27 protein-coding genes and 1 riboswitch are annotated in these 23,952 nt (G+C 39.1%); of the genes, 11 read left to right on the top strand and 16 right to left on the bottom strand.

Annotated features, from left to right (window positions below; all coding sequences use genetic code 11):
- Positions 1-39 precede the first annotated feature (39 nt).
- The 6 genes from COE25_RS15850 to COE25_RS15825 all read right to left on the bottom strand — a co-directional run bounded on the left by COE25_RS15850 (position 40) and on the right by COE25_RS15825 (position 5,452).
- A complete protein-coding gene (locus COE25_RS15850; protein ID WP_098933287.1) occupies positions 40-1,227 on the bottom strand; it encodes an MDR family MFS transporter in 1,188 nt (395 codons plus the stop codon).
- 540 nt (positions 1,228-1,767) lie between these two features.
- Positions 1,768-3,219 carry an ammonia-forming cytochrome c nitrite reductase subunit c552 gene (locus COE25_RS15845; protein ID WP_098933286.1) on the bottom strand — a complete coding sequence of 484 codons (1,452 nt, stop codon included), beginning with the start codon at positions 3,217-3,219 and terminating at the stop codon, positions 1,768-1,770.
- 2 nt (positions 3,220-3,221) lie between these two features.
- On the bottom strand, positions 3,222-3,734 hold the full coding sequence (locus COE25_RS15840; protein ID WP_088089316.1) for a NapC/NirT family cytochrome c: 513 nt from the start codon (positions 3,732-3,734) through the stop codon (positions 3,222-3,224).
- A gap of 103 nt (positions 3,735-3,837) precedes the next feature.
- Entirely contained in the window at positions 3,838-4,638 is an 801-nt protein-coding gene (locus tag COE25_RS15835; RefSeq protein ID WP_098933285.1) for a hypothetical protein, read from the bottom strand.
- 368 nt (positions 4,639-5,006) lie between these two features.
- Positions 5,007-5,186 carry a glycogen biosynthesis protein GlgD gene (locus COE25_RS15830; RefSeq protein ID WP_088089318.1) on the bottom strand — a complete coding sequence of 60 codons (180 nt, stop codon included), beginning with the start codon at positions 5,184-5,186 and terminating at the stop codon, positions 5,007-5,009.
- Positions 5,183-5,452 carry a YtzC family protein gene (locus COE25_RS15825; RefSeq protein ID WP_088089319.1) on the bottom strand — a complete coding sequence of 90 codons (270 nt, stop codon included), beginning with the start codon at positions 5,450-5,452 and terminating at the stop codon, positions 5,183-5,185. The genes COE25_RS15830 and COE25_RS15825 overlap by 4 nt, the downstream gene beginning before the upstream one ends.
- A 319-nt stretch (positions 5,453-5,771) precedes the next feature.
- Between COE25_RS15825 and mnmL the strand changes: the two genes are divergently transcribed.
- Together mnmL and mnmM are read left to right on the top strand one after the other, a co-directional pair.
- Positions 5,772-6,728: a tRNA modification radical SAM protein MnmL/YtqA gene (gene mnmL / locus COE25_RS15820; RefSeq protein WP_098933284.1), complete on the top strand. Its 957-nt coding sequence runs from the start codon at positions 5,772-5,774 to the stop codon at positions 6,726-6,728.
- Between the two features lie 5 nt (positions 6,729-6,733).
- A complete protein-coding gene (mnmM, locus tag COE25_RS15815; RefSeq protein WP_098933283.1) occupies positions 6,734-7,306 on the top strand; it encodes a tRNA 5-(aminomethyl)-2-thiouridylate-methyltransferase MnmM in 573 nt (190 codons plus the stop codon).
- A gap of 21 nt (positions 7,307-7,327) precedes the next feature.
- On the opposite strand, the gene COE25_RS15810 is transcribed toward mnmM, so the two are convergent.
- Positions 7,328-8,422 (bottom strand): tetraprenyl-beta-curcumene synthase family protein, encoded by a 1,095-nt coding sequence (locus COE25_RS15810; RefSeq protein ID WP_088089322.1) that lies wholly within the window; start codon positions 8,420-8,422, stop codon positions 7,328-7,330.
- Positions 8,423-8,427: 5 nt separating this feature from the next.
- Positions 8,428-9,231, bottom strand: coding sequence for an alpha/beta hydrolase (locus tag COE25_RS15805; RefSeq protein ID WP_088089323.1), 804 nt, complete (start codon positions 9,229-9,231; stop codon positions 8,428-8,430).
- A gap of 147 nt (positions 9,232-9,378) precedes the next feature.
- Between COE25_RS15805 and COE25_RS15800 the strand changes: the two genes are divergently transcribed.
- Entirely contained in the window at positions 9,379-9,891 is a 513-nt protein-coding gene (locus COE25_RS15800; RefSeq protein WP_098933282.1) for a gamma carbonic anhydrase, read from the top strand.
- 40 nt (positions 9,892-9,931) lie between these two features.
- Here the strand turns inward: COE25_RS15800 and asnB are convergent, their stop codons facing one another.
- Entirely contained in the window at positions 9,932-11,836 is a 1,905-nt protein-coding gene (asnB, locus tag COE25_RS15795; protein ID WP_098933281.1) for an asparagine synthase (glutamine-hydrolyzing), read from the bottom strand.
- Between the two features lie 280 nt (positions 11,837-12,116).
- Complete coding sequence (gene metK, locus COE25_RS15790) at positions 12,117-13,316, bottom strand: methionine adenosyltransferase (protein ID WP_098933280.1); 1,200 nt, start codon at positions 13,314-13,316, stop codon at positions 12,117-12,119.
- Positions 13,317-13,516: 200 nt separating this feature from the next.
- A riboswitch (SAM riboswitch) is annotated at positions 13,517-13,656 on the bottom strand.
- Between the two features lie 251 nt (positions 13,657-13,907).
- On the opposite strand from metK, the gene pckA reads away from it, so the two are divergent.
- The gene (gene pckA, locus COE25_RS15785; protein WP_098933279.1) at positions 13,908-15,494 is read left to right on the top strand and encodes a phosphoenolpyruvate carboxykinase (ATP); all 1,587 of its coding nucleotides are present in this window, start codon (positions 13,908-13,910) and stop codon (positions 15,492-15,494) included.
- Between the two features lie 37 nt (positions 15,495-15,531).
- Here pckA and COE25_RS15780 read toward each other — a convergent pair whose 3' ends face one another.
- Together COE25_RS15780 and COE25_RS15775 are read right to left on the bottom strand one after the other, a co-directional pair.
- Complete coding sequence (locus COE25_RS15780) at positions 15,532-15,774, bottom strand: DUF2584 domain-containing protein (protein ID WP_088089328.1); 243 nt, start codon at positions 15,772-15,774, stop codon at positions 15,532-15,534.
- A 37-nt stretch (positions 15,775-15,811) separates the two neighbouring features.
- Complete coding sequence (locus COE25_RS15775; RefSeq protein WP_098933401.1) at positions 15,812-16,606, bottom strand: alpha/beta hydrolase family protein; 795 nt, start codon at positions 16,604-16,606, stop codon at positions 15,812-15,814.
- A gap of 124 nt (positions 16,607-16,730) precedes the next feature.
- On the opposite strand from COE25_RS15775, the gene COE25_RS15770 reads away from it, so the two are divergent.
- The 3 genes from COE25_RS15770 to COE25_RS15760 are packed head-to-tail and all read left to right on the top strand — an operon-like array spanning position 16,731 to position 19,331.
- Positions 16,731-17,747, top strand: coding sequence for an ABC transporter substrate-binding protein (locus tag COE25_RS15770; protein ID WP_088089329.1), 1,017 nt, complete (start codon positions 16,731-16,733; stop codon positions 17,745-17,747).
- A gap of 20 nt (positions 17,748-17,767) precedes the next feature.
- Positions 17,768-18,544, top strand: coding sequence for an ABC transporter ATP-binding protein (locus COE25_RS15765; RefSeq protein WP_098933278.1), 777 nt, complete (start codon positions 17,768-17,770; stop codon positions 18,542-18,544).
- Entirely contained in the window at positions 18,525-19,331 is an 807-nt protein-coding gene (locus tag COE25_RS15760; protein WP_098933277.1) for an ABC transporter permease, read from the top strand. The genes COE25_RS15765 and COE25_RS15760 overlap by 20 nt, the downstream gene beginning before the upstream one ends.
- A gap of 207 nt (positions 19,332-19,538) precedes the next feature.
- On the opposite strand, the gene ytkD is transcribed toward COE25_RS15760, so the two are convergent.
- Positions 19,539-20,021: an RNA deprotection pyrophosphohydrolase gene (gene ytkD, locus COE25_RS15755; protein ID WP_098933276.1), complete on the bottom strand. Its 483-nt coding sequence runs from the start codon at positions 20,019-20,021 to the stop codon at positions 19,539-19,541.
- A gap of 88 nt (positions 20,022-20,109) precedes the next feature.
- A complete protein-coding gene (locus COE25_RS15750) occupies positions 20,110-20,427 on the bottom strand; it encodes a hydrolase (RefSeq protein WP_098933275.1) in 318 nt (105 codons plus the stop codon).
- Positions 20,428-20,628: 201 nt separating this feature from the next.
- Here COE25_RS15750 and COE25_RS15745 point away from each other — a divergent pair, with 201 nt between their 5' ends.
- Entirely contained in the window at positions 20,629-20,886 is a 258-nt protein-coding gene (locus tag COE25_RS15745) for a DUF6154 family protein (protein ID WP_066258317.1), read from the top strand.
- Positions 20,887-20,997: 111 nt separating this feature from the next.
- Positions 20,998-21,171, top strand: a complete 174-nt coding sequence (ytzI, locus tag COE25_RS15740; protein WP_088089334.1) for a YtzI protein — start codon at positions 20,998-21,000, stop codon at positions 21,169-21,171.
- Between the two features lie 61 nt (positions 21,172-21,232).
- On the opposite strand, the gene COE25_RS15735 is transcribed toward ytzI, so the two are convergent.
- The gene (locus COE25_RS15735; RefSeq protein WP_098933274.1) at positions 21,233-21,706 is read right to left on the bottom strand and encodes an S-ribosylhomocysteine lyase; all 474 of its coding nucleotides are present in this window, start codon (positions 21,704-21,706) and stop codon (positions 21,233-21,235) included.
- Positions 21,707-21,847: 141 nt separating this feature from the next.
- Here COE25_RS15735 and yidD point away from each other — a divergent pair, with 141 nt between their 5' ends.
- Positions 21,848-22,075, top strand: a complete 228-nt coding sequence (yidD, locus tag COE25_RS15730) for a membrane protein insertion efficiency factor YidD (RefSeq protein WP_098933273.1) — start codon at positions 21,848-21,850, stop codon at positions 22,073-22,075.
- On the opposite strand, the gene COE25_RS15725 is transcribed toward yidD, so the two are convergent.
- Positions 22,072-22,644 carry a beta-class carbonic anhydrase gene (locus tag COE25_RS15725; protein WP_088089337.1) on the bottom strand — a complete coding sequence of 191 codons (573 nt, stop codon included), beginning with the start codon at positions 22,642-22,644 and terminating at the stop codon, positions 22,072-22,074. The genes yidD and COE25_RS15725 overlap by 4 nt on opposite strands.
- Before the next feature lie 214 nt (positions 22,645-22,858).
- Here COE25_RS15725 and COE25_RS15720 point away from each other — a divergent pair, with 214 nt between their 5' ends.
- Positions 22,859-23,794 (top strand): metal ABC transporter solute-binding protein, Zn/Mn family, encoded by a 936-nt coding sequence (locus COE25_RS15720; protein WP_098933272.1) that lies wholly within the window; start codon positions 22,859-22,861, stop codon positions 23,792-23,794.
- Positions 23,795-23,952 lie beyond the last annotated feature (158 nt).

Below are 23,952 nucleotides of genomic sequence, written 5' to 3'. Positions count from 1 at the left end.
AAAAAATGGGTTTTTTAATCATCAGGAAGTTCTGCAAATCTAGAATATTTCTGCACTCACTTTGTTTTCGACTTTCAAGCGACGGTCGTATAAAAGAGTAGTAACAATTGCAATTATGAATAAACCAATTAATACGGTAAATAATACGGACATGCTGTATAGGTCAACGAGCATTCCACCCAATAAAGGACCAATCATTCTTCCGCCGGTTGCGGTACTGTTGACGATTCCTTGGTAGAAGCCTTCGCGTCCCTTTGGGGCTAATTCGAAAGCAACTGTTGGCACTGCCGGCCAAATGAACATCTCACCAATTGTTAGGATAATCATCCCAACAAGAAAACCTGAGAACATCGTGGCCTTCCCTGCGACTAAAAATGAAACAATAAAAATACCAATTCCAATAATCATCTGCAGCTTTAGTGAGGCGGTAAAATATTTCAACACACCATTTAATAGCGGTTGGCCAACGACAATGAGGGCTCCGTTTATCGACCATAATAAGCTATATTGCGTTAAAGAGATATGGATTTCTTGTGTATACGACGCAATCGTCGTTGGCCATTGTACATAGGCCACCCAGCACAGCAAATAACCTGTGCACAGTATCAATAAGGCATACAGATTTTTTCTATTCGTAACGTTTGGAACATTTATATCGATCGTTCCTTGTTTTCCTGAATCCACTAAGATTCCCTTATAGCCAAATACCGCTATAAGTAAAAATAGGACGTACATGACTGTATTTGCCAGGAAGATTAGTTGAAAGGAATGAGCTGCAACAATCCCTCCAAGAGATGCACCCAAGGCTACTCCAAGGTTTTGGGCAACATAAATGGCGTTAAAGGCTTTACGCCCGCCTTCTTTCCAAACAGACCCTGCCATGGCATACATCGATGGAAATATAATTCCCGTACCAAATCCAATAATGATTTGGAAGACAATATATGCTAGCCAGCCGTGCCAGAATGTTAAGCCAACAAGAGCTGCAAGCGTAATACTAATTCCTAAAATAATAGATTTGTAGCCGCCAATTTTATCGAATAGGCTTCCGCCATAAAGGTTTCCGATCACACTAGCTGCGGAATTTAACATTAAAACAATTCCAGCTACGGATAATGACTTCCCCAAATGGTCGTGAATATAGATTGTATTTAACGGCCATAAAAATGAAGAGCCTGTTACATTAACGATCATTCCAATTATTAAGAGCCATAAGGCACGTGGCATAAAAAAACGCCCCTTCACATTTCACTTTTCAATTTCCAAAGATTTATTCTATTCCTTTTTCAAGCGGGGTGCAATTCTTTTTCTTTTCCAGTATTGGCGGGCGATGATCTGGCGTATTTAAATAGGAAATTCGTGAAACTTTTAAATAATTCTGAGGATTCTAGAGGCGATTCCGCCAAACTGGGACGGGATTCCGCCAACCTTGCCATTTATACCGCCAAATCCACGTTTATTCCGCCAAACCCTTTTTAAGTTACCTTTTTTATGAATATTATCGACCAGGACTCTCTATGTTTTAGGATCAGCTCACTTCTTTGGGATTCCGCCGAATTGCGCTGGGATTCCGCCAACTTTCGAACTTATTCCGCCAAACTACGTTTCGATTCCGCCAACCTTGCCGTTTATTCCGCCAAACCCTATAATTCTCCCGCAACAATCCTAGTACCACATACACAACAAAAACACTGTCTCAAAAAGAAACAGTGTTTTTCTAAATATATCATCTGAACCCCAAACCCTCTAAGGAATGTACAGATAGAATTATTTTTTCGGTACTGCTGGTACAACCGGCACTTGAGCATGGAAATAGCTATTGACGGCTGCGTCCTTTTTCTTCTCATTAACTTTTTCGTCGAGAACCGCTTTTTTCACTTTTTCGATTTCCTTGTCGAGTTCTTCCATATTAACGCCTTTTTTCACAAGCTCTTCTGTGGCAAGACGGACTGCCTTGTTTGATTGGACTACTGATTCTCTCAGTGAATCCATCGATCCTTGTGGATTATGGAAGCCTGCGGAGTTTTCAGCTGCAATGATATCCCAGAACCATTGTCCCTTTCGAACAAATTCTTGAGCTTGCTTGATTTTTTCTTCACTTACACCAGAGGTAATCATTTTATTTACATAATAGTGTGAGGTTGTTGAAATATCTTGTGCTTCGTGTAATGCACTTACATTAGCTTCTTGAATTTCAAGTACGCGATCTTTCAATTTATCTAAATCACGGTCACCGTGACACTGGCCGCATGAAGTTTGCATCGTTTTAAGTGGAGAAGTCCACCAGTGTGACGTGATCTTTCTTTTTCCATCGACACGCTCATATGGCATATGGCAATCTGCACAAGAAACATTAGCCTTACCATGTGTTCCTGATGAATGGGTTTCATATTCTGGATGCTGCGACTTTAACATTGGAGTTCCAGAAATATTACTAATCCAGTCTTTTTCAAAACCTTTCTCTTTGGCAATCGTGCTGTAATACTCATACATTTCTTCTGGTTTAAATCCTTTGGTCCATGGGAACGTTACTTCACTATTATCCGCAGCAAAATAATATTCCACATGGCACTGCCCGCAAACATAGCTCCGCATATCATTTTTTGAAGGGTTTGAAACATCTACTCCCTTTGCTTCTAACGCTTTATAAAAGCTTGGACGAGTCACACGCAAATCCATTGTTTTTGGATCATGACAATCGGAGCAGCCGATTGGAGAGTGACCCATCTTTTCCCCTTTTGGCCAAATATCTTTATTAAAATTAGCGCCCCAGTAACTGTCGCCCATTTCTTCAATCATTTTTGGAACGGCCGTAGATTTACATGTATAACATGAACCCACTGATTTATCTGTGATCCGTTTCACGTTACGAATATCTTCTAAAGCGTATGTATGTCCCCGCTCTTCGTTATACTCGGTCGCAAACCCATATCCATTGAAGAGGATTGGTAACAAGGGCTCCTTGTCAGCATCATACTTACTCCGTTTTGCAGAACCACCATAAGTTGTATCTTCCATTTTTTCGTTTTTCTTGTAACTGTTATACTGAAGCGGAAATAAGTCCTTAAACGCTTCATTACTTATTTCATCGGCTGAGAGGCCTGTTGTCTTTTTACCTGCAGCAGAAGCTGTTTTCTCACTGGAATCATTGCTGCATCCAGTAATAATCAGTACTAAAGCTAGCAGGAGAAGATATGCCCCATTTCGAAACCTTCCCATTTCTAAAATCCTCCCTTATTTTCTAATAACTCGCCTGAAACAGGTGGCTTATTATAACTGGCATCTTTAAAGCCTTTCCCGTGTGGTACTGTTTTGTGACAGGAAATACACTTTTCCTTTGCATCATGTGATACATTGTCTAGCGTACTCTTGTGGCAGGAAATACAGTTATCGTTCATGATATTTTCTGTTCGATCCGTTGCCTCAATCACATCTGGTATCTTCTTTGTTCCAAGTGTGTTGAAATAAATATGTGTCATCCCTGCACGGCCTTTAAAGAATAACTTACCCGCTTCACTTTTATGTGGAAGATGGCAGTCATTACACTGTAAATCCGAATGCGTAGAATCCATGAATGACTTATGAACCGATTTCATCGTATGACAGTTTTGACAAAAACCTGGTGAATCCAGGTAAGCCATTGTTTTTACCGTTGAAAAAGATAAAAACACACCAATTAGAAGTGCCAACACAATTAAAAACTTTTTGTCCATTTTCAGCAGTTTTTTAAACATTTACTTCACCTCCCATAGAAAATTCTTCTCTCTCTTTTTATATAGTTAAAGTACTTTTCTGTACCTTAATCCCAAATGGATTTTTCTTTTTCACAAATGCCTATTAATTTCTTTTCCTCTTCCTAAACAAAAATGTTAGTGCGCCTGCTGAAAGGATGCTGACCCCACTAAAGGCTCCGATCGCAAGACTATTTGATTTTTTGTCCTTTATCTCTTTGGTTTGTGAATTTATAAGCTCAGAGGTTGGCTTGGATTCACTGCGTACATATGTAATGGTAAAGTTTTTTTCTTCCCCTTCTTTAACATTTTGATAAAGATAAGAGTATGTATTTTCCCCTCCACCATGATTCTGTTTTTCTGAAGGAGCAGGTGAGAGCTTCACTTTTTCCGCTTTACTAGGCGGTGTAATGGTCACATTGACCAAGTCGATGTCAGCAAAACTTTTAAATTTGTACTTGAGAGATTTCCTATCTTTTTTTACATTTAAGCTATCTGAATAAAACTCAATAACAAATTTATATCGCTCTTTAGGTCCGATTTCTTCGCTTGTTGTCCAGGAAATGATCTCTTTTTCATGGTCAATTATGTATTCGATTTCATATGCCTTGCTTAAATCACTTGAGTAATCTGCCACATAGCCAATCCGAAAGTCCTTCTCTTTCATTGGCAGCGGTATTTCAATTTTTCCTGTCTGCGGTTGGTCCGAATTATTTACCATCGATCCTTGATACCCGATTAATAGTGGTACATGATCCTTCTGTTTATCGTTTGGATGATAAGTCAATTCCGGCATTACTTGAATCGATAATTCCTCCACACTTAAAATGCTTCTATTTTCAGCAAAGCTCTTAGCGGGAAATAGTATGGCAAGGATTATACTGATAATCATTATGTATTTATTCATTTAATTACTTCCTTTCCCTACAAGGTAAAAAAATGTGAATTCGTTCACATAAAATACAAAAAAGTATGTTAGGCCGAACCATACTTATTCCGTGTTATCTAACAAAAAGTGGAGATTTTGAGATGAATTTTGTTAATCCATACCTTATTTAAACCATGATATGAATGGTCAAACTGTGACGCACATCACAAATAAAACAACACTTGTTACCAAATTATGAACGAGGTTTTCCTTCTATTTTCAAGGTGCTTTTGTTGAAAAATTAGTATCTCAAGTGATTTTTAACACTTTTTAGTAAATTTCCGGAATATTTTTCGCGAAAAAAAAAGGAGCCCTCAATGAAAAAAATGAGGGTTCCTTCTGTATTTTTAGGAGGACTGGTCCTTTTCTTGGTGAAATTTGGATTTCACCGGCTGCCCGCCTGTTTTTTCATAGTTTTTCTTTGCTTGTTTTACAAGATCGAAATCTTGCCCGAGTTCCAGATCTTGATTATTAATTCCATTCCGTGTTTTCTGTTCAGGGTTTTGTTGCTTGGAACGTTTTTTCAAAGATTTTCCCCCTCTAGAATCATTGTGTTCTGAAGCTGCTGAAGCTGGAGTCTCATTCTATGGAGTTGGTCCCTTTGCTGCGAATTAGCACTTTGGGCCATTTTTGCAATGTCCAGATAAGTATCTTCAAGCTGTTGCAGTGCCTTTGTGTAATCATCATCATTATAATGCTCTTGAAGGCTGCTTTGTTTGTATTGTTCCTCGGCATAGCGAATTGCATCCTCAACCTGCTGCATTAAGTTGTCCATTGAGTCGCGAGTAGCCATCTTTAGAACCCCCTTCTGTAATAACTCATTCCCATGCATGTCTAGAAGCATAATGCTTCATTTCTTATTGTGTTCTTCATTCTTTTTCCTATAACACAAACAGTTGGATAAATTTTACCAATCATGTCCGTTAATAATTACATTTGGATAAGCTTTTCATATCATGATAAAATTGATGTTATGCTCTTTTACTTTTTGGCTTTGTTAAACTAGTTTGTTGATTTCCGCTTCAGGCACTCGCTCTCCGCTCCAATCAACTGTTAGCAAAATCAACAATGCTCTATAACAGAGACTACTTTTAATAAAGGAGGTTTTCTGATTGATTCAGACTAGACCTTTTCCATATGCTTCTGATGATAAACGTTACCATACATGGAATTACCACCTTCGTGGGCAATTTGGTCATAAGGTGTTTAAGGTTGCACTCGACGGGGGATTTGACTGCCCGAACCGTGACGGCACGGTGGCACACGGGGGCTGCACATTTTGTAGTGCGTCCGGATCAGGTGATTTTGCTGGTAATCGCGTGGAGACCTTGGAAACACAATTTAATGAAATAAAAGAAAAAATGCACACGAAATGGAAAGATGGCAAATATATGGCCTACTTTCAGGCATTTACAAATACCCATGCACCTGTAGATGTTCTCCGCGAAAAATACGAATCAGTTCTAAATCAGGAAGGCGTAGTGGGTTTATCAATCGCCACTCGTCCTGATTGTCTGCCCGATGATGTGGTCGAGTATTTAGCGGAATTAAACGAACGCACCTATTTATGGGTTGAATTAGGGCTTCAAACAGTGCACGAACGGACAGCCTCACTTATCAATCGTGCCCATGACTTTCAGTGCTATAAAGACGGCGTTACTAAGCTTAGGAAACATGGCATTCGCATCTGTTCCCACATCATTAATGGCCTGCCGCTTGAATCATATGACATGATGATGGAAACAGCGCATGAAGTTGCCAAGTTAGATGTGCAAGGAATAAAGATTCATTTGCTTCATTTGTTAAAAGGAACGCCCATGGTCAAGCAATATGAAAAAGGAATGCTTGAGTTTCTATCCCAAGAAGACTATGTAAACTTAGTATGTGACCAATTAGAAATTTTACCACCAGAAATGATTGTTCACCGAATCACAGGAGACGGACCAATTGACTTAATGGTTGGACCCATGTGGAGTGTAAACAAGTGGGAAGTCTTAAATGCGATTGATGCTAAACTGAAAGAAAGGAACAGTTGGCAGGGTAAATTTTATCAGGGGAACTTGGTGTAGTAACAATGAACATAGATAAGATTCTTCCGTTTGCGAAAAGTTTACTCATTAAAGCTGTTAAACCTGGTGATGTCGTTATTGATGCGACAGTAGGAAATGGCTATGATACTGTTTTCTTAGCAGAGCTTGTTGGTGAATCAGGGCAAGTATTTGGATTTGATATTCAGAATGAAGCCATTGTTGCTAGCAAGGCACGTCTGAAACAGAAATGCCTGTCAGAGCGAGCTACAATATTTCATTCCGGACATGAATATCTCTTCAAATTGATTCCAACCAACTATCACGGTAAGATTTCAGGTGCGATTTTTAACTTAGGTTATCTTCCTGGCAGTGATAAAGCAATTGTAACCCGTCCTGAAACAACGATTGCTGCCATTCCACAACTATTGGAGATCATGGCACCTGAAGGAATCATCGTGCTTGTTATTTATCATGGTCACAAAGGCGGTGCCGAGGAGCGGGATTCTTTGCTTGCCTATTGCCAGCAAATGGACCAGAAAACGGCACATGTGCTCCAATACCAATTTATTAATCAACAAAATCATCCAGCATTTATTATTGCGATTGAAAAAATATAACAAACCAGGCTCGCGCCTGGTTTATTTTGTGATTAACCTTGTGACAAATGCTGGTACTGATTTTTGCATAGAACGGTAGGCAAGACCATTGAAATAAAAGAAATAGCTAATCCAGCCGCCCGACTTGATAATGCCTTTTGCCAGTTTACGAACATTTTTCTGTTTGCGGACCTTGGCATCTGATAAATAAATTCCTAACAGACCGCGATTAATCAGGCGATGGAAGTTCTTATGCGGAAGGTATTCCGTGTGTCGGTCAGCTTCAACCACAAAATGCTTCAACCGCTGAAAAAGTTTTTCCTCACTTTGATAATAGGAACAAAAATTCAAGTCCCCTCCCGCGATGTCCTCCTCTTGATCAATAAAATAATCCAATAGAATATGTAGGCCCTGAATATATGGAAAGTACCCCTTCCTGATATTTTCTGCATCACTCAGCTGAAAATCATCACGAAGCGCATAGGATATGAGGCAAAAAATTCCTAAGGTAGAACCGGAACATGCCGAGAATTCATACCATTCCATTTCAGGCAGCTGGTATTTGTTGTTTTGAAACCATTTTTCAAGACGAGGGACCCTCTCCTCTTGAGTTACATGCTTGTGAATTTGTAAATCACAATAGTATTGGCAAAGCTCAAGCAAATAATCTTTGATTCCATCATAATTATTTACTTCCCTAAGGACAGAACGACAGGTTTCAGATAAATCATTCAAATAATTATCATCATCCTGATCCGCGCGGAGCCGGTAATAGTTTTTTTTGCCAGCCTGTAGAACAAATGCATCTGACATCGATTCATGGAGTGTTGCAAAATCCTCAGGATCAAGAGAGGTACTTCTGTCACAAAGATTATCTAGATAATCACTGATGGTTTGATAGGCAACGATAAATTTTATGGCTTTTTTATAGTCCTCTTTAGCAGTTAGTGCTAGGATGGCTCCACCTTCACAATGGAATGTTTTATGCTCAATGCTGGCAAGAGCTTGGGTTCTTAGCTCCGCATTCGGAATGTTTTCAGCACGGCTTTTCCAATAAGCCAATTCTTTGTGTACTGCTGGAAGTATTTTGCGATAGACCCTAGACATAAGGGTGATTGGCATCATTGAAACCGACAACCTTTCTAAACAATATAACCTATTGCTTTTAATTGACTTAAAACAAAATCCTTTGCATACTCAAATACCTCTTCCCGCTCTGGTTCATTAAAGATTTCATGGTAACATTTCGGCCATTCCTTAAATCTTTTTTCAGATAATGGAACATGATTGAACCATTCTTTTACGGTGCCTTTATTTACAATTTTGTCATCTCCACCTTGCATGACAAGCATGGGAATATCCTGTATTTTTTCAAGGTCTTGAAATGCCTCTTTTATCGCCCCTACCAGTTCCCGATACCATCTGATCGATACCTTGGTAATATAGAGAGTATCATTTGAATCGGCTTCCCTTACTTCTTCGTTCCTTGTCGCCATTTGAACCGTCAATCCGGAATTCATTCGAAGTGAAGGGAAAACCAAATTCAGACCATGCGATAGTATATCTAAAAATTTGGAAGGAGTATGAATTAACCCCAAACACGGGGAAGAAAGAATGACTCCAGCGACATTCAGTCTTTCTTCCTGTAAGAGACGGATTGAGATCAAGCCACCCATACTGTGACCAAGTAAAAAGACTGGTAAATCATAACGGTAAGCAGCCTGTATCCAATCTTTCACCTCGAAAATATATTCATCGAAGGAATTAATATGGCCGCGGTTTGCTCTTGTTGTCATCCCTTGCCCCGGAAGATCTGCCATAATGATATGGAATCCAGCCGAACGCCACATTTCAATCAGCCAGCCATAACGGCGATGATGTTCCATAGCGCCATGGACGATCACGATTACAGCCTTCGCTTCTCCTTCTGCTTCCCACTTCCACATAGTTTTCCCCCCTGGAATTAGTTATTAACTATTGTTGGAAAAATTTCAAACTATCTTTAGTCCTTTTTTAATAAAAAAGACAAATTTTTTGTGAATTACTTCATACTTCCGATAAAATAGAATCATCATACAAAAGGAGCGAGAATAATGATTTATCCATTTAAAGGGAAGTACCCCCTCATAGCTGATACTGCTTATATTGCCGACTATGTGACGATTACCGGTGATGTTGAAATTGGCGATGAATCAAGTGTTTGGTTTAACACCGTTATCAGAGGGGACGTAGCCCCAACCATTATTGGTAAGAAAGTAAATATACAAGATAATTCTATCTTACACCAAAGCCCCAATAACCCGCTAATTTTAGAAGATGAAGTAACGATTGGCCATCAGGTTATTCTACACAGTTGTATCATTCGAAAAAAAGCGTTAATAGGAATGGGTTCCATCATTCTTGATAATGCTGAAATCGGCGAGGGTGCTTTTATTGGAGCCGGCAGTCTGGTTCCGCAAGGGAAAAAAATTCCCCCTAATACCTTAGCATTTGGCAGACCGGCAAAAGTTATTAGAGAATTAACACCAGAAGACATAAAAGATATGGTAAGAATCTCTAAAGAATATGCAGAAAAGGCACAATATTATAAGTCACTTCAAAAATAAAAAAAGCAAAAGCACCCAAGAAATTTGGGTGCTTTTACGATTAATTTTTCGATGTTTGCAGGGCCTTTTCTAGTGCATAATCACGTTGAAAGGAATAGACATCTTCAACATATACTTGATGCCATACCATGAACATCAGCACAGTCCAAATCTTCCTGCTGTTATCGGCTTTACCCTGGCAATGGTCTTCAAGCAATTGAAGCACATATGATTTATTGATCAAATGATCCGTGTTGCTTTCGCGGATGATCTTCTTCGCCCATTCGTTCATTTCATTCTTTAACCAATGACGGATTGGTACAGGGAACCCAAGTTTCTTCCGATCAAGTACATGGGCAGGTACGACACCTTCGGCTGCTTTACGTAAGATATACTTCGTCGTTCCGTGCACTGTTTTCAGGCTGGTCGGAATTTTTGATGCCACTTCGAAGACCGCTTTATCAAGGAATGGCACACGAAGTTCTAAGGAATGAGCCATCGTCATTTTATCGGCCTTCAGCAAAATATCGCCGCGCATCCATGTATGGATATCAATATACTGCATCCGGTCAACAGGATCATAACCACGAGATTCGGCGTAAAGCGGCTTCGTAATATCAGTATAATCTAATCCTTCACGATAGACATTTAGTAGTTCGCGCTTTTCTTCTTCCATAAACATCTTCGCATTACCAATGTAACGTTCTTCCATTGGAGTTACACCGCGTTCGATAAAGCTTTTTCCTCTCATTCCCTCAGGCATCATACCCGCGATCCCTTTTAAAAGCACTTTTCCTACTTTCGGAATTTTATTAAACACCTCTAAGGATTGCGGCTCGTGATAAATATTGTAGCCGCCAAATAATTCATCCGCACCTTCACCTGAAAGAACAACGGTTACGTGTTTTCTCGCTTCACGGGCAACAAAATAAAGCGGGACACAAGCAGGGTCTGCCAGCGGATCATCCATATGCCACATGATTTTTGGAATTTCATTCATATATTCCTGCGGTGAAATCACATAACTGATATTTTCGACACCAAGCTTCTCTGCTGTCTCTTTTGCGACATCAATTTCACTGAATCCATTATGCTCAAAACCTACCGAAAAGGTTTTAATCGCAGGGTGATATTCTTTTGCAATCGATGCAATAATCGAAGAATCAATCCCGCCAGAAAGGAATGAGCCTACTGGAACATCACTGCGCATGTGCATTTTTACAGAATCGAACAGGACATCTTTAATTTCCTTGATAAAATCAGGTTCTGATTTGTGAATTGGGTTAAAGTGTGCTTTCCAATATCTTTTGATTTCCATTGGTGAGCCAATCTTTTTGGTAAAAAAATGACCTGGCTCTAATTTCTTAATACCAACAGACATGGTGGTTGGTTCAGGAACAAATTGGTAGGTCAAATAATGCTGCAAGGAATCATAATTAAGAACATCATTTTCGAGACCCAATAGAATACTTTTTTTCTCAGAGGCAAAAAATGTTCTTTCACCATCTTCAAAGTAAAAAAACGGTTTAATCCCGAACGGATCACGCGCGCCATAAAGAGTTTGTTCTTGTTTATCCCATATGACAAAAGAGAACATTCCGCGTAGTTTTTCGACGGCTTTTTCCTTCAAATGGCTGTAGAGTGCAATAATAACCTCCGTATCGGAGCTTGTTGAAAAGGTTAATCCTTCACTCAATAGTTCCTCGCGCAGTTCAACATAGTTATAAACTTCACCATTAAAGATAATCCAGTAGCGTTCATTTTCATACGTAAGCGGTTGATGACCACTCTCAATATCAATGATACTTAAACGGCGGAAACCAAATTGGATATGATCATCATAATAAAAACCATCATCATCCGGCCCGCGATGAGTTATAATATCGTTCATATTTTTAAATTGTTGTTTTTGCTCATCACTATAGTTTTGTGTTTTGTCGTGTACACAACCGATAAAACCACACATTATGTACTTCACCTCATTCTAAATATCCTTTAAAAGGACGTATTGCTCCAAATCGCAAACGCCTTGCGCTGGAGCTAGACAGAAAAACATACTCTCTAATACTACCACTTTTTATATAAAAATTGCACTGTGAACAATAGGCAAATTTAATATCATCATTTTTCACTTCTTTTGACCTGCTTAAACATTACATATTATTCACTAATTGAATTACTATACAGGTAAATAGACGGAGAAATAAAAACGGGAGCTACATGTAGAATGTAACCCCCATAACGTTTTATAGATTTGCTTGTTGGCGTAATGTTTCTACTTTATCTGTGCGCTCCCAAGGAAGATCCACATCAGTACGGCCAAAGTGACCGTAAGCTGCTGTTTGTTGGTAAATTGGACGACGAAGATCCAACATGTTAATGATACCTGCAGGGCGAAGGTCAAAGTTTTCACTTACAAGGTCAACTAACACATCTTCGCTTACTTTACCTGTACCAAACGTATCAACAGCAATCGAAACTGGTCTTGCTACACCAATAGCGTAAGCAAGTTGAACTTCTACCTTATCAGCAAGGCCAGCAGCCACGATGTTTTTAGCAACATAACGTGCTGCGTAGGCAGCTGATCGGTCCACTTTTGTAGGATCCTTACCAGAGAAGGCACCACCGCCATGGCGAGCATATCCACCATACGTATCTACGATGATTTTCCGGCCTGTTAAGCCAGCATCTCCTTGTGGTCCGCCAATAACAAAACGGCCGGTTGGATTAATAAAGTATTTTGTCTTTTCATCGATTAATTCTTTTGGAACTACCGGATTAATAACATATTCCTTCAAGTTACGTTGAATTTGCTCTAACTCAACTTCAGGATTGTGTTGAGTGGAAATAACAATCGTATCAATGCGTACTGGTTTATCGTTCTCATCATATTCAACCGTTACTTGTGTTTTTCCGTCTGGACGTAAGTAATCAAGAACCTTATCTTTACGTACTTCTGTTAAACGGCGAGCAAGTTTGTGCGCTAGTGAAATGGGAAGAGGCATAAGCTCTTTTGTTTCATTACAAGCAAAACCAAACATTAAACCTTGGTCCCCTGCACCAATTGCTTCGATTTGTTCATCGGACATTTGACCTTCACGCGCTTCCAAAGCTTGGTCAACACCCATCGCGATATCTGGAGACTGTTCATCAATAGATGTTAAAACAGCACAGGTTTCTGAGTCAAAACCGAATTTCGCGCGATTGTAGCCGATGTTTTTAATCGTTTCACGGACAATTTTTGGAATATCCACGTAGGTAGATGTGGTGATTTCTCCTGCTACTAGAACTAGTCCTGTTGTTACTGAAGTTTCAGCCGCAACACGGGCATTAGCATCCCTTGCTAAAATAGCATCTAAAATGGAATCAGAAATTTGGTCACAGATCTTATCAGGATGACCCTCAGTAACTGATTCAGAAGTGAACAAACGACGTTTTGTTGACATCTGAATTCCTCCTATAATATGAGATAATCGAGGTCTTAGGAAGGTTACAGGAATACTTCCTTAAACTTCGAGAATTTGATACGGTACTCATTCCCTTAGTATGTAATAAACAAAGGATTTTTATTAGAGACTCTTTTCATAAAGGACTTATACAAAACAAAAAACCTTACCAGAGAGGAAAGGTTGTTCCGGGCCTTTCGCTCTTATCGTTCAAGGTCAAAGCCTTGCGTCAGATTAGCACCTTCGCATCCTGAAAAGGACCTTTTAAGTGGTCAATCTTTTCATACTGCAGGTTGCTGGGTTTCATTGGGCCTGTCCCTCCACCAGCTCAGGATAAGAGAGTATCCGTTCAAATTAGAATAATATCACACTTCCCAACAATGTCAATGAATTTTTTAAGATATGTCTTTCACAACAAAATGGGAATAATACGAAGTAAGTTAGTCTCTATTTATAAATATTTTTTATATCTTCAATTAAAGTTTTATAATATATAAATTTTGTTAAATAGGATACATCAATTCGACTAATGTGTTATACTTTTTATATTATTAACAACATAAAAACTAAAATAAAGGAAGGTCTCATTAAATGAATTCTGTTGATACTCCTAATGAATTAAATCAATTGTTAAATGAAAGTCATGTTCATGTGCAATTATCTGTTCCTCAATTAGTTGAGAAAGTCTTAACCCGACATGAAGGAGCACTAACTTCTACGGGAGCAATTAGTGTCGTTACTGGAAAATATACTGGCCGGTCTCCACAGGATAAATTCATTGTTTTAGAAGATTCAACTAAAGACAAAATTGAATGGGGCACGACCAATCAACCAATTTCAGAACCGGTTTTTACAAAGCTTTATCAAAAGGTCATAAATTATTTACAACAGAAAAATGAGATCTTTGTTTTTAAAGGATTTGCGGGTGCTGATAAAAAATCACGTTTATCCATCAAAGTCGTAAATGAATTAGCTTGGCAAAATTTATTTGTACACCAGTTATTTATTCGCCCGTCGGATGAAGAACTACTTGCCCATGATGCTGGATTTACCGTTATTTCTGCACCTAATTTCAAGGCAGATCCGGCTATCGATGGCACCAACTCGGAAGCGTTTATTATGATTTCTTTTGAAAAAAGAATTGTTTTAATAGGTGGTACAGAATACGCAGGTGAAATGAAAAAGTCGATTTTTTCTGTAATGAATTATTTACTGCCTGAAAACAATATTTTTTCGATGCATTGTTCTGCAAATGTTGGGATTGAAGGCGATGTTGCTTTATTCTTTGGCTTGTCTGGAACTGGCAAAACAACCTTATCAGCCGATTCCAATCGTCGATTAATTGGGGATGATGAGCACGGTTGGTCCTCCAATGGTGTCTTTAATATCGAGGGGGGCTGCTACGCAAAATGTATCAATCTTTCTCGTGAAAAGGAGCCGCAAATTTTTGATGCTATCCGCTTTGGAACTGTCCTAGAAAACGTAACATTGAACCAGGAATCAAGAATCCCTGATTATGATGATGGAACGTTGACCGAAAATACACGTGCCGCTTATCCGATTGACGCAATTGATAATATTGTTCAACCAAGTATCGCTGGCCACCCAAATACGATTGTCTTTTTAACCGCTGATGCATTCGGAGTATTGCCTCCAATTTCAAAATTAACAAAGGAACAAGCAATGTATCACTTTTTAAGTGGCTACACCTCAAAACTAGCCGGAACAGAGCGTGGAATAACTTCACCACAAGCTACCTTCTCCACTTGCTTTGGTGCTCCATTCCTGCCGCTGCCTGCGACTCGTTACGCAAAAATGCTCGGTGAAAAAATACTTGAGCACAATGCCAATGTTTTTCTAGTCAATACTGGCTGGACCGGCGGCGAATATGGGGTCGGTAATCGAATGAAACTTTCCTACACGCGCGCTATGGTTGAAGCCGCTCTTGAGGGAGAATTAAACCATGTAGAGACTGTCAAGGAAGAGATCTTTGGATTAAATATCCCGCTCCATATTGCAGGTGTACCAGACGAAGTCCTACAGCCGATTAAAACTTGGTCGGATTCGCAAGCATATGAAAAGAAAGCAATAGAATTAGCCGCAAAGTTCCGCGAAAACTTTAAAAAATTCACTAATGTTTCACGTGATATTGAAGAAAAAGGCGGTCCAATAGCATAATGTAAGAAAGCCCATANNTATGGGCTTTCTTACATTATCAGTTAGTCGAATTTAATGAAATTAATTGATAGGTTATGGTCGTGCTGTTCTTTTGCAACTCAACTTTTTTTATCAATGCGGTACCACTTGAATCACTATCGATTGTTTTTCTTACATCAATCGGAATCTCAATTGGATAAAGTCTGTACCCTTCTTTTTCTAGCAAAAAGACGTTTTCTTCCACTCGTTTCTCTCTACCTTTAGTTACTATCATCGTATTTAACTCAAGAGGCATACCCATAAACATCCGCTCCTCTACTTGTAATATCTATATATTATCATCTTTTGCGATGACTTTTCATCCACTTCGTTAAATCATTCACGACTTTTCTATTTACTGCTGGTGGGAAGTAATGTGTAAATTCGTTAAAATACCATGCATCGACTGGTTTTTCTACTAACCTCAGCCTTCTTTCAAGACGATACGCATGCTCCACCGAAACATTTCCGTCTTTAACACCATGGATAATCAGGACAGGGGCTGTCATCTTTTCTATTTGATAAAGAGGGGTCCTGTCTTGATACCGTTCCGGAAATTTCTGAGGAGTTCCGCCAATGACTCTCTTCATCATTCTCCGTAAATCTTTACGTTCCAAATAGGTGAGGGACATATCACTGACCCCGCCCCAGCTGACAACAGACGCGGTCTCAGGGAACTCAATTCCTGTCAAAAGCGCCATTACACCACCCCGCGAGAACCCAAATATATGTATTTCACGTACTCTGGGCATAGATTTTAACAGCAAAAAGGCGGAAAAGGCGTCTTCCCTGTCCTCCCCGGCAAAATCCTCATTGCCTTCCCCACCTTGATTTCCACGATAATAAGGCGCAAAAACAACAAAGCCCTCCGCTGCGAACTGGGCAATCCTTGCTGGTCGAACTTTACCAACATTTTTAATGCCGCCGCGTAAATAAAGGAATCCATCATACTCACCTTCCCCAATCGGTTCCGCAAGCATTCCTTTCACTCGTAATCCATTGGAGAGGTAAGTGATTACTTTTAATTCAATATTGGGATTTGGAGAAGGAAAGCGCGTGATATCAACAATCTTTCCATCTTTGTATTGGCTCATCAGCAAAACTTCCCTTTTTTTATAAAATTTATTCTCTCTAGGCATTCACACATTTTTCTCCTCTTCATACGATATCTTAGGCAATTAGCCCAGATTTTTTATGATAAATAAGGAGGCTCGCTTCATGAAAAAATCGTTAAAGTTCAGTTTCTCCTTTCTGCTCATCACTATACTTATGTTTTCACTTGTCGCTTGTAATAGCTCCACAAAAAATGAAACAAAGAAACTTGAGAAAGTTCGAATCGCTGAAGTTACCCGGTCGATTTTCTATGCCCCGCAGTATGTTGCCCTAGCCAAAGGATTTTTCAAAGCTGAAGGTTTAGACGTCACGCTAACAACAACACCCGGCGGAGACAAAACCATGACTACTCTGATTTCTGGGGGGGCCGACGTTGCCCTAGTTGGTTCAGAAACATCAATTTATGTTTATGCCCAAGGAGCAAACGACCCCGTCATCAATTTTGCACAATTAACCCAGACTGATGGTACTTTCCTCGTTGCTAGAGAAAAGATTGATAATTTTTCATGGGATCTCCTAAAAGGAAAAACCTTCTTAGGCCAACGTAAAGGCGGCATGCCACAGATGGTTGGTGAATTTGTTTTAAAGAAGCATGGGATTGATCCACAAAAGGATTTGAACTTAATCCAGAATATTGATTTCGCCAATATCGCCAATGCATTTGCTTCTGGAACGGGAGAATTTGTGCAATTATTTGAGCCAACGGCAAGTATTTTTGAAAAAGAAGGAAAAGGTCATATTGTTGCTTCCTTCGGTAAAGAATCTGGCCACGTACCATATACTACGTTTATGTCCAAGGAAAGCTATATGAAAGAAAATAAGGGAACTGTTGAAAAGTTCACACGAGCAATTTATAAAGCTCAACAATGGGTAGCATCGCACAGTGCTGAGGAAATTGCCAAAGCGGTGGAACCGTTTTTCCCAGATACAGATTTAGAAATTATGACCACCGTTATTGAGCGTTATAAAAATCAAGGATCTTTTGCAACAGATCCTATCTTAGACCAAGAGGAGTGGAACAATCTACAAAACATCATGAACGAAGCAGGAGTACTGCCAAAAGAAGTAGATCATCAAACACTTGTAAATACAGAGATAGCTGACAAGATAATAAAAGAATAAAGGAAAGGGAGGCCGTCCTTATGAGCTTTTTGACCGTTCAAAATATTCATCACACCTATTTCACTAAAGCCTCTGCCACCACGGCCCTCTCCGATATTTCATTAACAGTGGAGGAGGGCGAGTTTGTCTCCCTCCTCGGCCCCAGCGGCTGTGGTAAGACGACTCTGCTTTCCATTATTTCTAGTTTGCTTAAACCAACGCAAGGTACTGTCTTGTTAGAAAAAAAGCCGGTAACTACCGCGAAAAACCAAATCGGTTATATGCTTCAACAAGATTATTTGTTCCCTTGGAAAACGATTGAAGAGAATATCCTGATTGGTTTGAAGTTATCAAATCAGTTGAATCAAAAAACGAGATTGGCTGCCCTTGGCCTGTTAAGCCAAATCGGATTAACCGGGGTGGAAAAACAGCTTCCTAGGCAATTATCTGGGGGTATGAGGCAGCGGGTGGCTCTCGTCCGGACGCTTGCCACAGAACCAAAACTGCTTATGCTTGACGAGCCTTTTTCCGCTCTTGATTATCAAACCAAGCTTAAATTGGAGGATTTAGTATCACAAACATTAGATGATTTTGGAAAAACAGCTATTCTCGTTACTCACGATATTGGTGAGGCTATTGCCATGAGCGATCGCGTTTTTCTGCTTTCACCAAGCCCCGGAAGAATCTATAAAACATTTACAATGCCGGAGGAACTAAGAAATATATCCCCATTTGAAGCAAGAAATCATGAGGCATTTTCAAGTATCTTTCAAACCATATGGAAGGAGTTGGAGTCTCTTGAGCCAGAAAAAGAATAAGCTGGAACTCCTCCATAAAAATTATATTCAATCACTGCAAGTTGAAAAAAGATGGGTCGGATTTTATCAGGCGATCATTTTTATCGTCTTTTTCTCTAGTTGGGAATTGTTTAGTCAAAAGCAGTGGATTGACCCGCTTCTTTTCAGTTCTCCCTCAAAGATATGGAACTTACTCCTGGAAAAAATTCAGGATGGAACTTTAGTTAGCAATATTGGCGTAACCTTAACGGAAACTGTCCTAGGATTTATTCTAGGCACACTACTGGGTACGATATTAGCTGCTATCCTCTGGTGGTCGCCAATAATTTCAAGGGTGCTTGATCCTTATCTTGTAATTTTAAATGCCATGCCGAAAGTCGCATTAGGGCCCATTTTGATTGTGGCGCTAGGTCCTGGGTATTCATCGATTATTGCCATGGGCGCGATTATCTCAATTATCATTACCACCATTGTGGTATATACCTCATTTAAAGAGGTGGATCCGAATTATCTTAAAGTACTCCAAACTTTCGGAGCAACTCGTTGGCAATGCTTCAAAGAAGCGATCCTACCCGCTAGTTTTCCAACGATTATTTCTACTCTTAAGGTAAATGTCGGTCTGTCTTGGGTCGGTGTGATCGTAGGTGAATTCCTTGTATCCTCTAGAGGACTTGGATACATGATCATTTATGGCTTCCAAGTATTTAATTTTACACTTGTTTTCTTATCTCTTTTGGTTATCGCGGTATTTGCTACCATTATGTACCAGCTTGTTGAATTATTAGAGAAAAAAATTATCAAAGAATAGTGGATTGTCATATACTTTCTGCTATTCTTTTTTGTTTGGCTGTGTTAAATTTGTCTGTTGATTTCCGCTCCATGCGCGTGCGGTTCGCGGGCGTTCCGGGGAGCCTCCTCGGCGCTAAGCGGCTGTGGGGTCTCCCCTGCCCAGTACTCCCGCAGGAGTCTCGGGCATTCCACTCCAATCAACAGAGTTTTTAAACTCCATTTAGCTTTAACAAAGCCTTTCGTTTTGTACCTTTTGAATGAGTTTAACACATTGCTCGACGACTTGGTCTTTCATAATAAAGCTGTAATCCTCCCCAAATCGCTGCTGCAATATATCTCCTTTAACAACAACAGGACCATTGGTTTCGTGGTAACTTGTCGTTTCTTCAACTCTAGCGACCTTTCCCCAAAAGACAGCCTTCACATAAGACCTCATCGGGTCGGTAAATTTATACTCAGCAATAAATTTTAGCTCACCTAGGATTGCGCCTGTCTCCTCATAGGTTTCTCGTTGTGCTGCCTCTTCAAGAGTTTCCCCTGATTCCATTTTTCCACCGGGAAATTCAAGTCCTCTTTTTTTATGGTTCGTCAATAGCCACTCTTCCCCATACTGGCAAATAACTAACACATGCTTCGCTGCCTCTTCGAAAGCATTTGGTAAAAAAGACAATTCTACAGGATTCCCATTTTCATCTAAAAAACGCATCATTTAATTTCCGCCTCAACTATTTTATACTTAATTATAATAAAAAAAAGAAAAATCCTAAAGTTAGGATTTTTCTTACAGGGTGAAAATTTTATTTTGGTAGTATATTCATACTTTCAATATGATTTTTTGCTTCCGCGTCACCAAGTTTATGCAACATCCCATACACTTGCTGAATCGTACTGTCATATGCATCGTTTTCACGATCATAATGATACTCAACATATGGCACATGGGCTCTAATGAAGTTTTTCCACTCGGTGGAATAGTTTTGGTCAAAAAGCTCGCGCAGCTGGGTTATTTCTTCATTATCTGCCTGTATTTTATAGCTCCAGGTTGAACTTGTTGCACTTTGAGATATTTCACCGCTTCCAACGTCAATATAATAGGTCTTCTTTTGCTGATCCATTATGTCATCCCCTTTTACTCATTAGTAATTTGCAAATAGAAAAAATTTATTCTTTGTCAAATTTCGATTCATTTTTTATAAATGAATACGCTATAATAAACATACAATCAAAGAAACAGATTTTTCTGTTAATTTACAAACGGTTAAGTTAGAATTATTTTATGTTTATAAGGGAAAAGAATAACTAGGAGGTGTATCGAAATGAAATTAGTTGATGAGTTGTACGAAATGTACCGAAACAAGCTAACCGGTGATGAAGAGGATATCGACATGCTGGCATTTGCCTTTTTAGAAGAGATGTCACATGAGGATCTACTTGCTTTAATCCAAGAAATGGATAAGCAGGAATTATACAATTTAATGGGTATTTATTTAATTGAAAGTTTGAAAGGTAAATTTGCCCAAGAAGAGTACGGACAACATCGCACAAATACTTACCATCCTCGAAATATTCATTGATTGTACATAAAAACATAAGGAAGGAAGCTCAAACAGCGGGCTTCCCTTTTTCTTTTCTCAAAAAAGCATCCATTCATGCTACAATTAAGAAAAAAGGAGGCATTTACACGAATGTATGTAGTAGCTGTTATTTGTATTATTATTGTTATCGTTGTCCTGCTTCTAGCCGTGGGCACCACTTCTAAAGCCTACACATATAAACATACTGTGGACCCAATAGAAAATAATCCATATCTGGACCAAGAGAAGGACCAAGAACATAATCAGGACCAAAATAAAGCTTAAAAAAATTCCTATTCAAGTAGAATAGGAATTTTTATTATTTGTCTAGCTTCTGCTATTCTAATTAAGCAAATACCTGTTTAAGGTCTTCCTTGCTTTGTTCAAGCCAGAAACGCATTAAACGTTTAGCGCCTTCCAAATCATGCAGTTTTGCTTGGCCGCATTGTCGTTCATTTGCAGCAGGAATTTCGACGATTTCAACTGCAGCCTTCATCGTATCCTCAAGAAGATCAATGATTTCCTCTACAGTCGGCTCGCCGCTGACAACAAGGTAATAGCCGGTTTGGCAGCCCATTGGTGAAATATCGATAATATCAAAGTGATCATACTTCTCGGAGTGCTCACGAAGATTAAAGGCAAGCAAGTGCTCTAGTGTATGAATGACATCAGGTTTCATCGCCTGTTTATTGGGCTGGCAAAAGCGAATATCAAATTTATTTACAACACCGTCACTTCCAACTTTGTGGACCCCGCAATGTCTCACATAAGGGGCTTTAACAGCGTTATGATCTAAATCAAAGCTTTCAACTGAAGGCATCGATATCACTCCTTTTTTTATCTACCATTTATCATACAATAAATTCCGAGTTTTTTCATCCACTTACATACAATTAACAATTTAGACGATATTATTTATTTATGGTATCTTTTAGTTAATTGTAATTAAGGAGAGATTGACATGTTAAAAAAAGTCTTCCTAGCGATTATACGTTTTTATCAAATTGTTATCTCACCTATAAAACCGCCGACCTGCCGTTTTTATCCTACTTGTTCCCATTATGGTATGGAAGCGATTGGGCGGTTTGGTGCTTTAAAAGGCGGCTGGCTCACTATCAAAAGGATATCAAAATGTCATCCCTTTCATCCTGGTGGCTTGGATCCTGTTCCTGAAAAAGAAAAGCTTTAATTCTTATTGCCATCAACAATTAAATCAAGCTTTCCTGTCTTTGGGTCGATGACCAATCCATGAACAGGAACACCCTTTGGCATTAATGGATGATTTTTTATGATATCTACACTGTGCTCAACACTCTCGGTCACATTATCAAATCCATGAAGCCATTTTTTAATATCGATTCCAGAATATGTAAGAGTATCTATCGTTTCTTCTGATATTCCACGCTCCATCATACTCTCAATCACTGGTTCAGCTTTAAGACCGCTCATGCCGCAATCATAATGGGCAATGACTAAAACCTCTTGAGCCTTCAATTGATAAACAGCAACCAGTATACTTCTCATCACACTTCCAAAAGGGTGTGACACTAGGCCGCCAGCGTCTTTTATGAGCTTCGCATCACCATTTCCCAAATTCAATGCTTTCGGCAATAATTCCAATAGTCTGGTATCCATACATGTAAGAATCACCATGCGTTTATTAGGGAATTTAGTTGTTTCATACTTTTCATATTCGTGGTTTTCCACAAATTTTTTATTATAGTCTAACAGCTCATTCAATAATGTAGGGTTACTCATGATAACCATCCTTTCTTTTGTTTCTTTCTAAGCATACCTAATTTTTAATGATAAAACCAAATATTATACTTGCTTTTGAGGAAATTTTTTTGTAAGATACTAATGGAAATCGGAATCGTTCCGTATTATGCATTCATAATCATTCAGAATTCAAAAAAAATTTCGATAATAAATCGTAATTAATCCGATTTAATAATATATTGAAGGAGTCTTTATGAAAAAAATCATCCTTTTCCTTTCTTTTCTGTTACCATTAAGTCTTCTGTTGTCCGCGTGTTCAAATGGTAAAGACCATGAACAAAAAAAGAAGGACCAGTTAACTATTTATACAACAGTATTCCCACTTCAATATTTTACTCAACAAATTGGTGGAAAATATGTAAATGTAAAAACGATCTATCCACCTGGGGCAGATGAACACACATTTGAACCTTCCCAAAAGGATATGATGAATTTAGCCGATTCCGACCTATTTTTCTACATTGGACTTGGACTTGAAGGATTTGTGGAAAAAGCAAAAGGAACATTGAAAAATGAACATGTAACATTAATCCCAACGGCTGAGGAACTAAAACTCCCAAAAAGCGACGATTCACATGAAGAAGAACATGACCATAGCAATTCGGATGTCAACCCACATGTATGGCTTGACCCCATTTATTCTAAGGAAATGGCTGCTGTCATCCGTGATTCTTTAATTAAACAAATGCCGCAGCACAAAGAACTATTCAATGAGAATTTTAAACAACTTGCCCAAAAGTTAGATGAACTAAATACTAAATATAAGCAGACACTTACACATGCGAAGCATAAAAAGATTATCGTTACACATGCGGCGTTCAGTTATTGGGAAAAACGTTATGGAATTGAACAAATCAGCATATCAGGTCTTTCGACTGCTAATGAGCCGACCCAAAAGGAATTAGAAAAAATTATTTCTGTAGCTGAACATGATGGTTTACACTATATGCTTTTCGAACAAAATGTCCAATCAAAACTTGGAAAAATTGTTCAAAAAGAAATTGGGGCAAAAGCATTACACATTCATAATCTTGCTGTTTTGTCTAACGACAACATCAAAAACAAGGAAACCTATTTTTCTTTAATGAATAAAAATCTTGAATCATTAGAAATAGCCTTAAATAACTAAATTTGAAGATGAAATGAACCAGGCCGCTTTTAACCTGGTTCATTTTTTCAATTCTCTATTAAAATTGGATGTTGATTTCCGCTTTCAGGCGCATGCTTTCCGCGGGCGGTCCGGGGGGCCTCCTCGGCGCTAAGCGCCTGCGGGGTCTCCCCTGCCCC

Origin of the sequence: Bacillus sp. AFS031507 (assembly GCF_002584635.1) — a bacterium.
GTDB lineage: Bacteria > Bacillota > Bacilli > Bacillales > Cytobacillaceae > Neobacillus.
Note: the sequence above shows the minus strand (reverse complement) of the source record. Positions and strands in the feature narration are given on the sequence as shown.

What these genes read in the sequence shown, in the direction of transcription:
- COE25_RS15745 (WP_066258317.1), top strand. Translation starts at nt 20,629, where the DNA reads ATGAAATTAGTTGATGAGTTGTACGAAATGTACCGAAACAAGCTAACC.
- metK (WP_098933280.1), bottom strand. Translation starts at nt 13,316, where the DNA reads ATGTCAACAAAACGTCGTTTGTTCACTTCTGAATCAGTTACTGAGGGT.
- COE25_RS15800 (WP_098933282.1), top strand. Translation starts at nt 9,379, where the DNA reads ATGATTTATCCATTTAAAGGGAAGTACCCCCTCATAGCTGATACTGCT.
- COE25_RS15840 (WP_088089316.1), bottom strand. Translation starts at nt 3,734, where the DNA reads ATGTTTAAAAAACTGCTGAAAATGGACAAAAAGTTTTTAATTGTGTTG.
- COE25_RS15780 (WP_088089328.1), bottom strand. Translation starts at nt 15,774, where the DNA reads ATGGGTATGCCTCTTGAGTTAAATACGATGATAGTAACTAAAGGTAGA.
- COE25_RS15850 (WP_098933287.1), bottom strand. Translation starts at nt 1,227, where the DNA reads ATGCCACGTGCCTTATGGCTCTTAATAATTGGAATGATCGTTAATGTA.
- COE25_RS15825 (WP_088089319.1), bottom strand. Translation starts at nt 5,452, where the DNA reads ATGGCTACTCGCGACTCAATGGACAACTTAATGCAGCAGGTTGAGGAT.
- COE25_RS15720 (WP_098933272.1), top strand. Translation starts at nt 22,859, where the DNA reads ATGAAAAAAATCATCCTTTTCCTTTCTTTTCTGTTACCATTAAGTCTT.
- yidD (WP_098933273.1), top strand. Translation starts at nt 21,848, where the DNA reads ATGTTAAAAAAAGTCTTCCTAGCGATTATACGTTTTTATCAAATTGTT.
- mnmM (WP_098933283.1), top strand. Translation starts at nt 6,734, where the DNA reads ATGAACATAGATAAGATTCTTCCGTTTGCGAAAAGTTTACTCATTAAA.
- COE25_RS15770 (WP_088089329.1), top strand. Translation starts at nt 16,731, where the DNA reads ATGAAAAAATCGTTAAAGTTCAGTTTCTCCTTTCTGCTCATCACTATA.
- pckA (WP_098933279.1), top strand. Translation starts at nt 13,908, where the DNA reads ATGAATTCTGTTGATACTCCTAATGAATTAAATCAATTGTTAAATGAA.
- COE25_RS15845 (WP_098933286.1), bottom strand. Translation starts at nt 3,219, where the DNA reads ATGGGAAGGTTTCGAAATGGGGCATATCTTCTCCTGCTAGCTTTAGTA.
- ytkD (WP_098933276.1), bottom strand. Translation starts at nt 20,021, where the DNA reads ATGATGCGTTTTTTAGATGAAAATGGGAATCCTGTAGAATTGTCTTTT.
- COE25_RS15805 (WP_088089323.1), bottom strand. Translation starts at nt 9,231, where the DNA reads ATGTGGAAGTGGGAAGCAGAAGGAGAAGCGAAGGCTGTAATCGTGATC.
- COE25_RS15750 (WP_098933275.1), bottom strand. Translation starts at nt 20,427, where the DNA reads ATGGATCAGCAAAAGAAGACCTATTATATTGACGTTGGAAGCGGTGAA.
- COE25_RS15725 (WP_088089337.1), bottom strand. Translation starts at nt 22,644, where the DNA reads ATGAGTAACCCTACATTATTGAATGAGCTGTTAGACTATAATAAAAAA.
- COE25_RS15735 (WP_098933274.1), bottom strand. Translation starts at nt 21,706, where the DNA reads ATGCCTTCAGTTGAAAGCTTTGATTTAGATCATAACGCTGTTAAAGCC.
- COE25_RS15835 (WP_098933285.1), bottom strand. Translation starts at nt 4,638, where the DNA reads ATGAATAAATACATAATGATTATCAGTATAATCCTTGCCATACTATTT.
- ytzI (WP_088089334.1), top strand. Translation starts at nt 20,998, where the DNA reads ATGTATGTAGTAGCTGTTATTTGTATTATTATTGTTATCGTTGTCCTG.
- COE25_RS15765 (WP_098933278.1), top strand. Translation starts at nt 17,768, where the DNA reads ATGAGCTTTTTGACCGTTCAAAATATTCATCACACCTATTTCACTAAA.
- COE25_RS15775 (WP_098933401.1), bottom strand. Translation starts at nt 16,606, where the DNA reads ATGAGCCAATACAAAGATGGAAAGATTGTTGATATCACGCGCTTTCCT.
- asnB (WP_098933281.1), bottom strand. Translation starts at nt 11,836, where the DNA reads ATGTGTGGTTTTATCGGTTGTGTACACGACAAAACACAAAACTATAGT.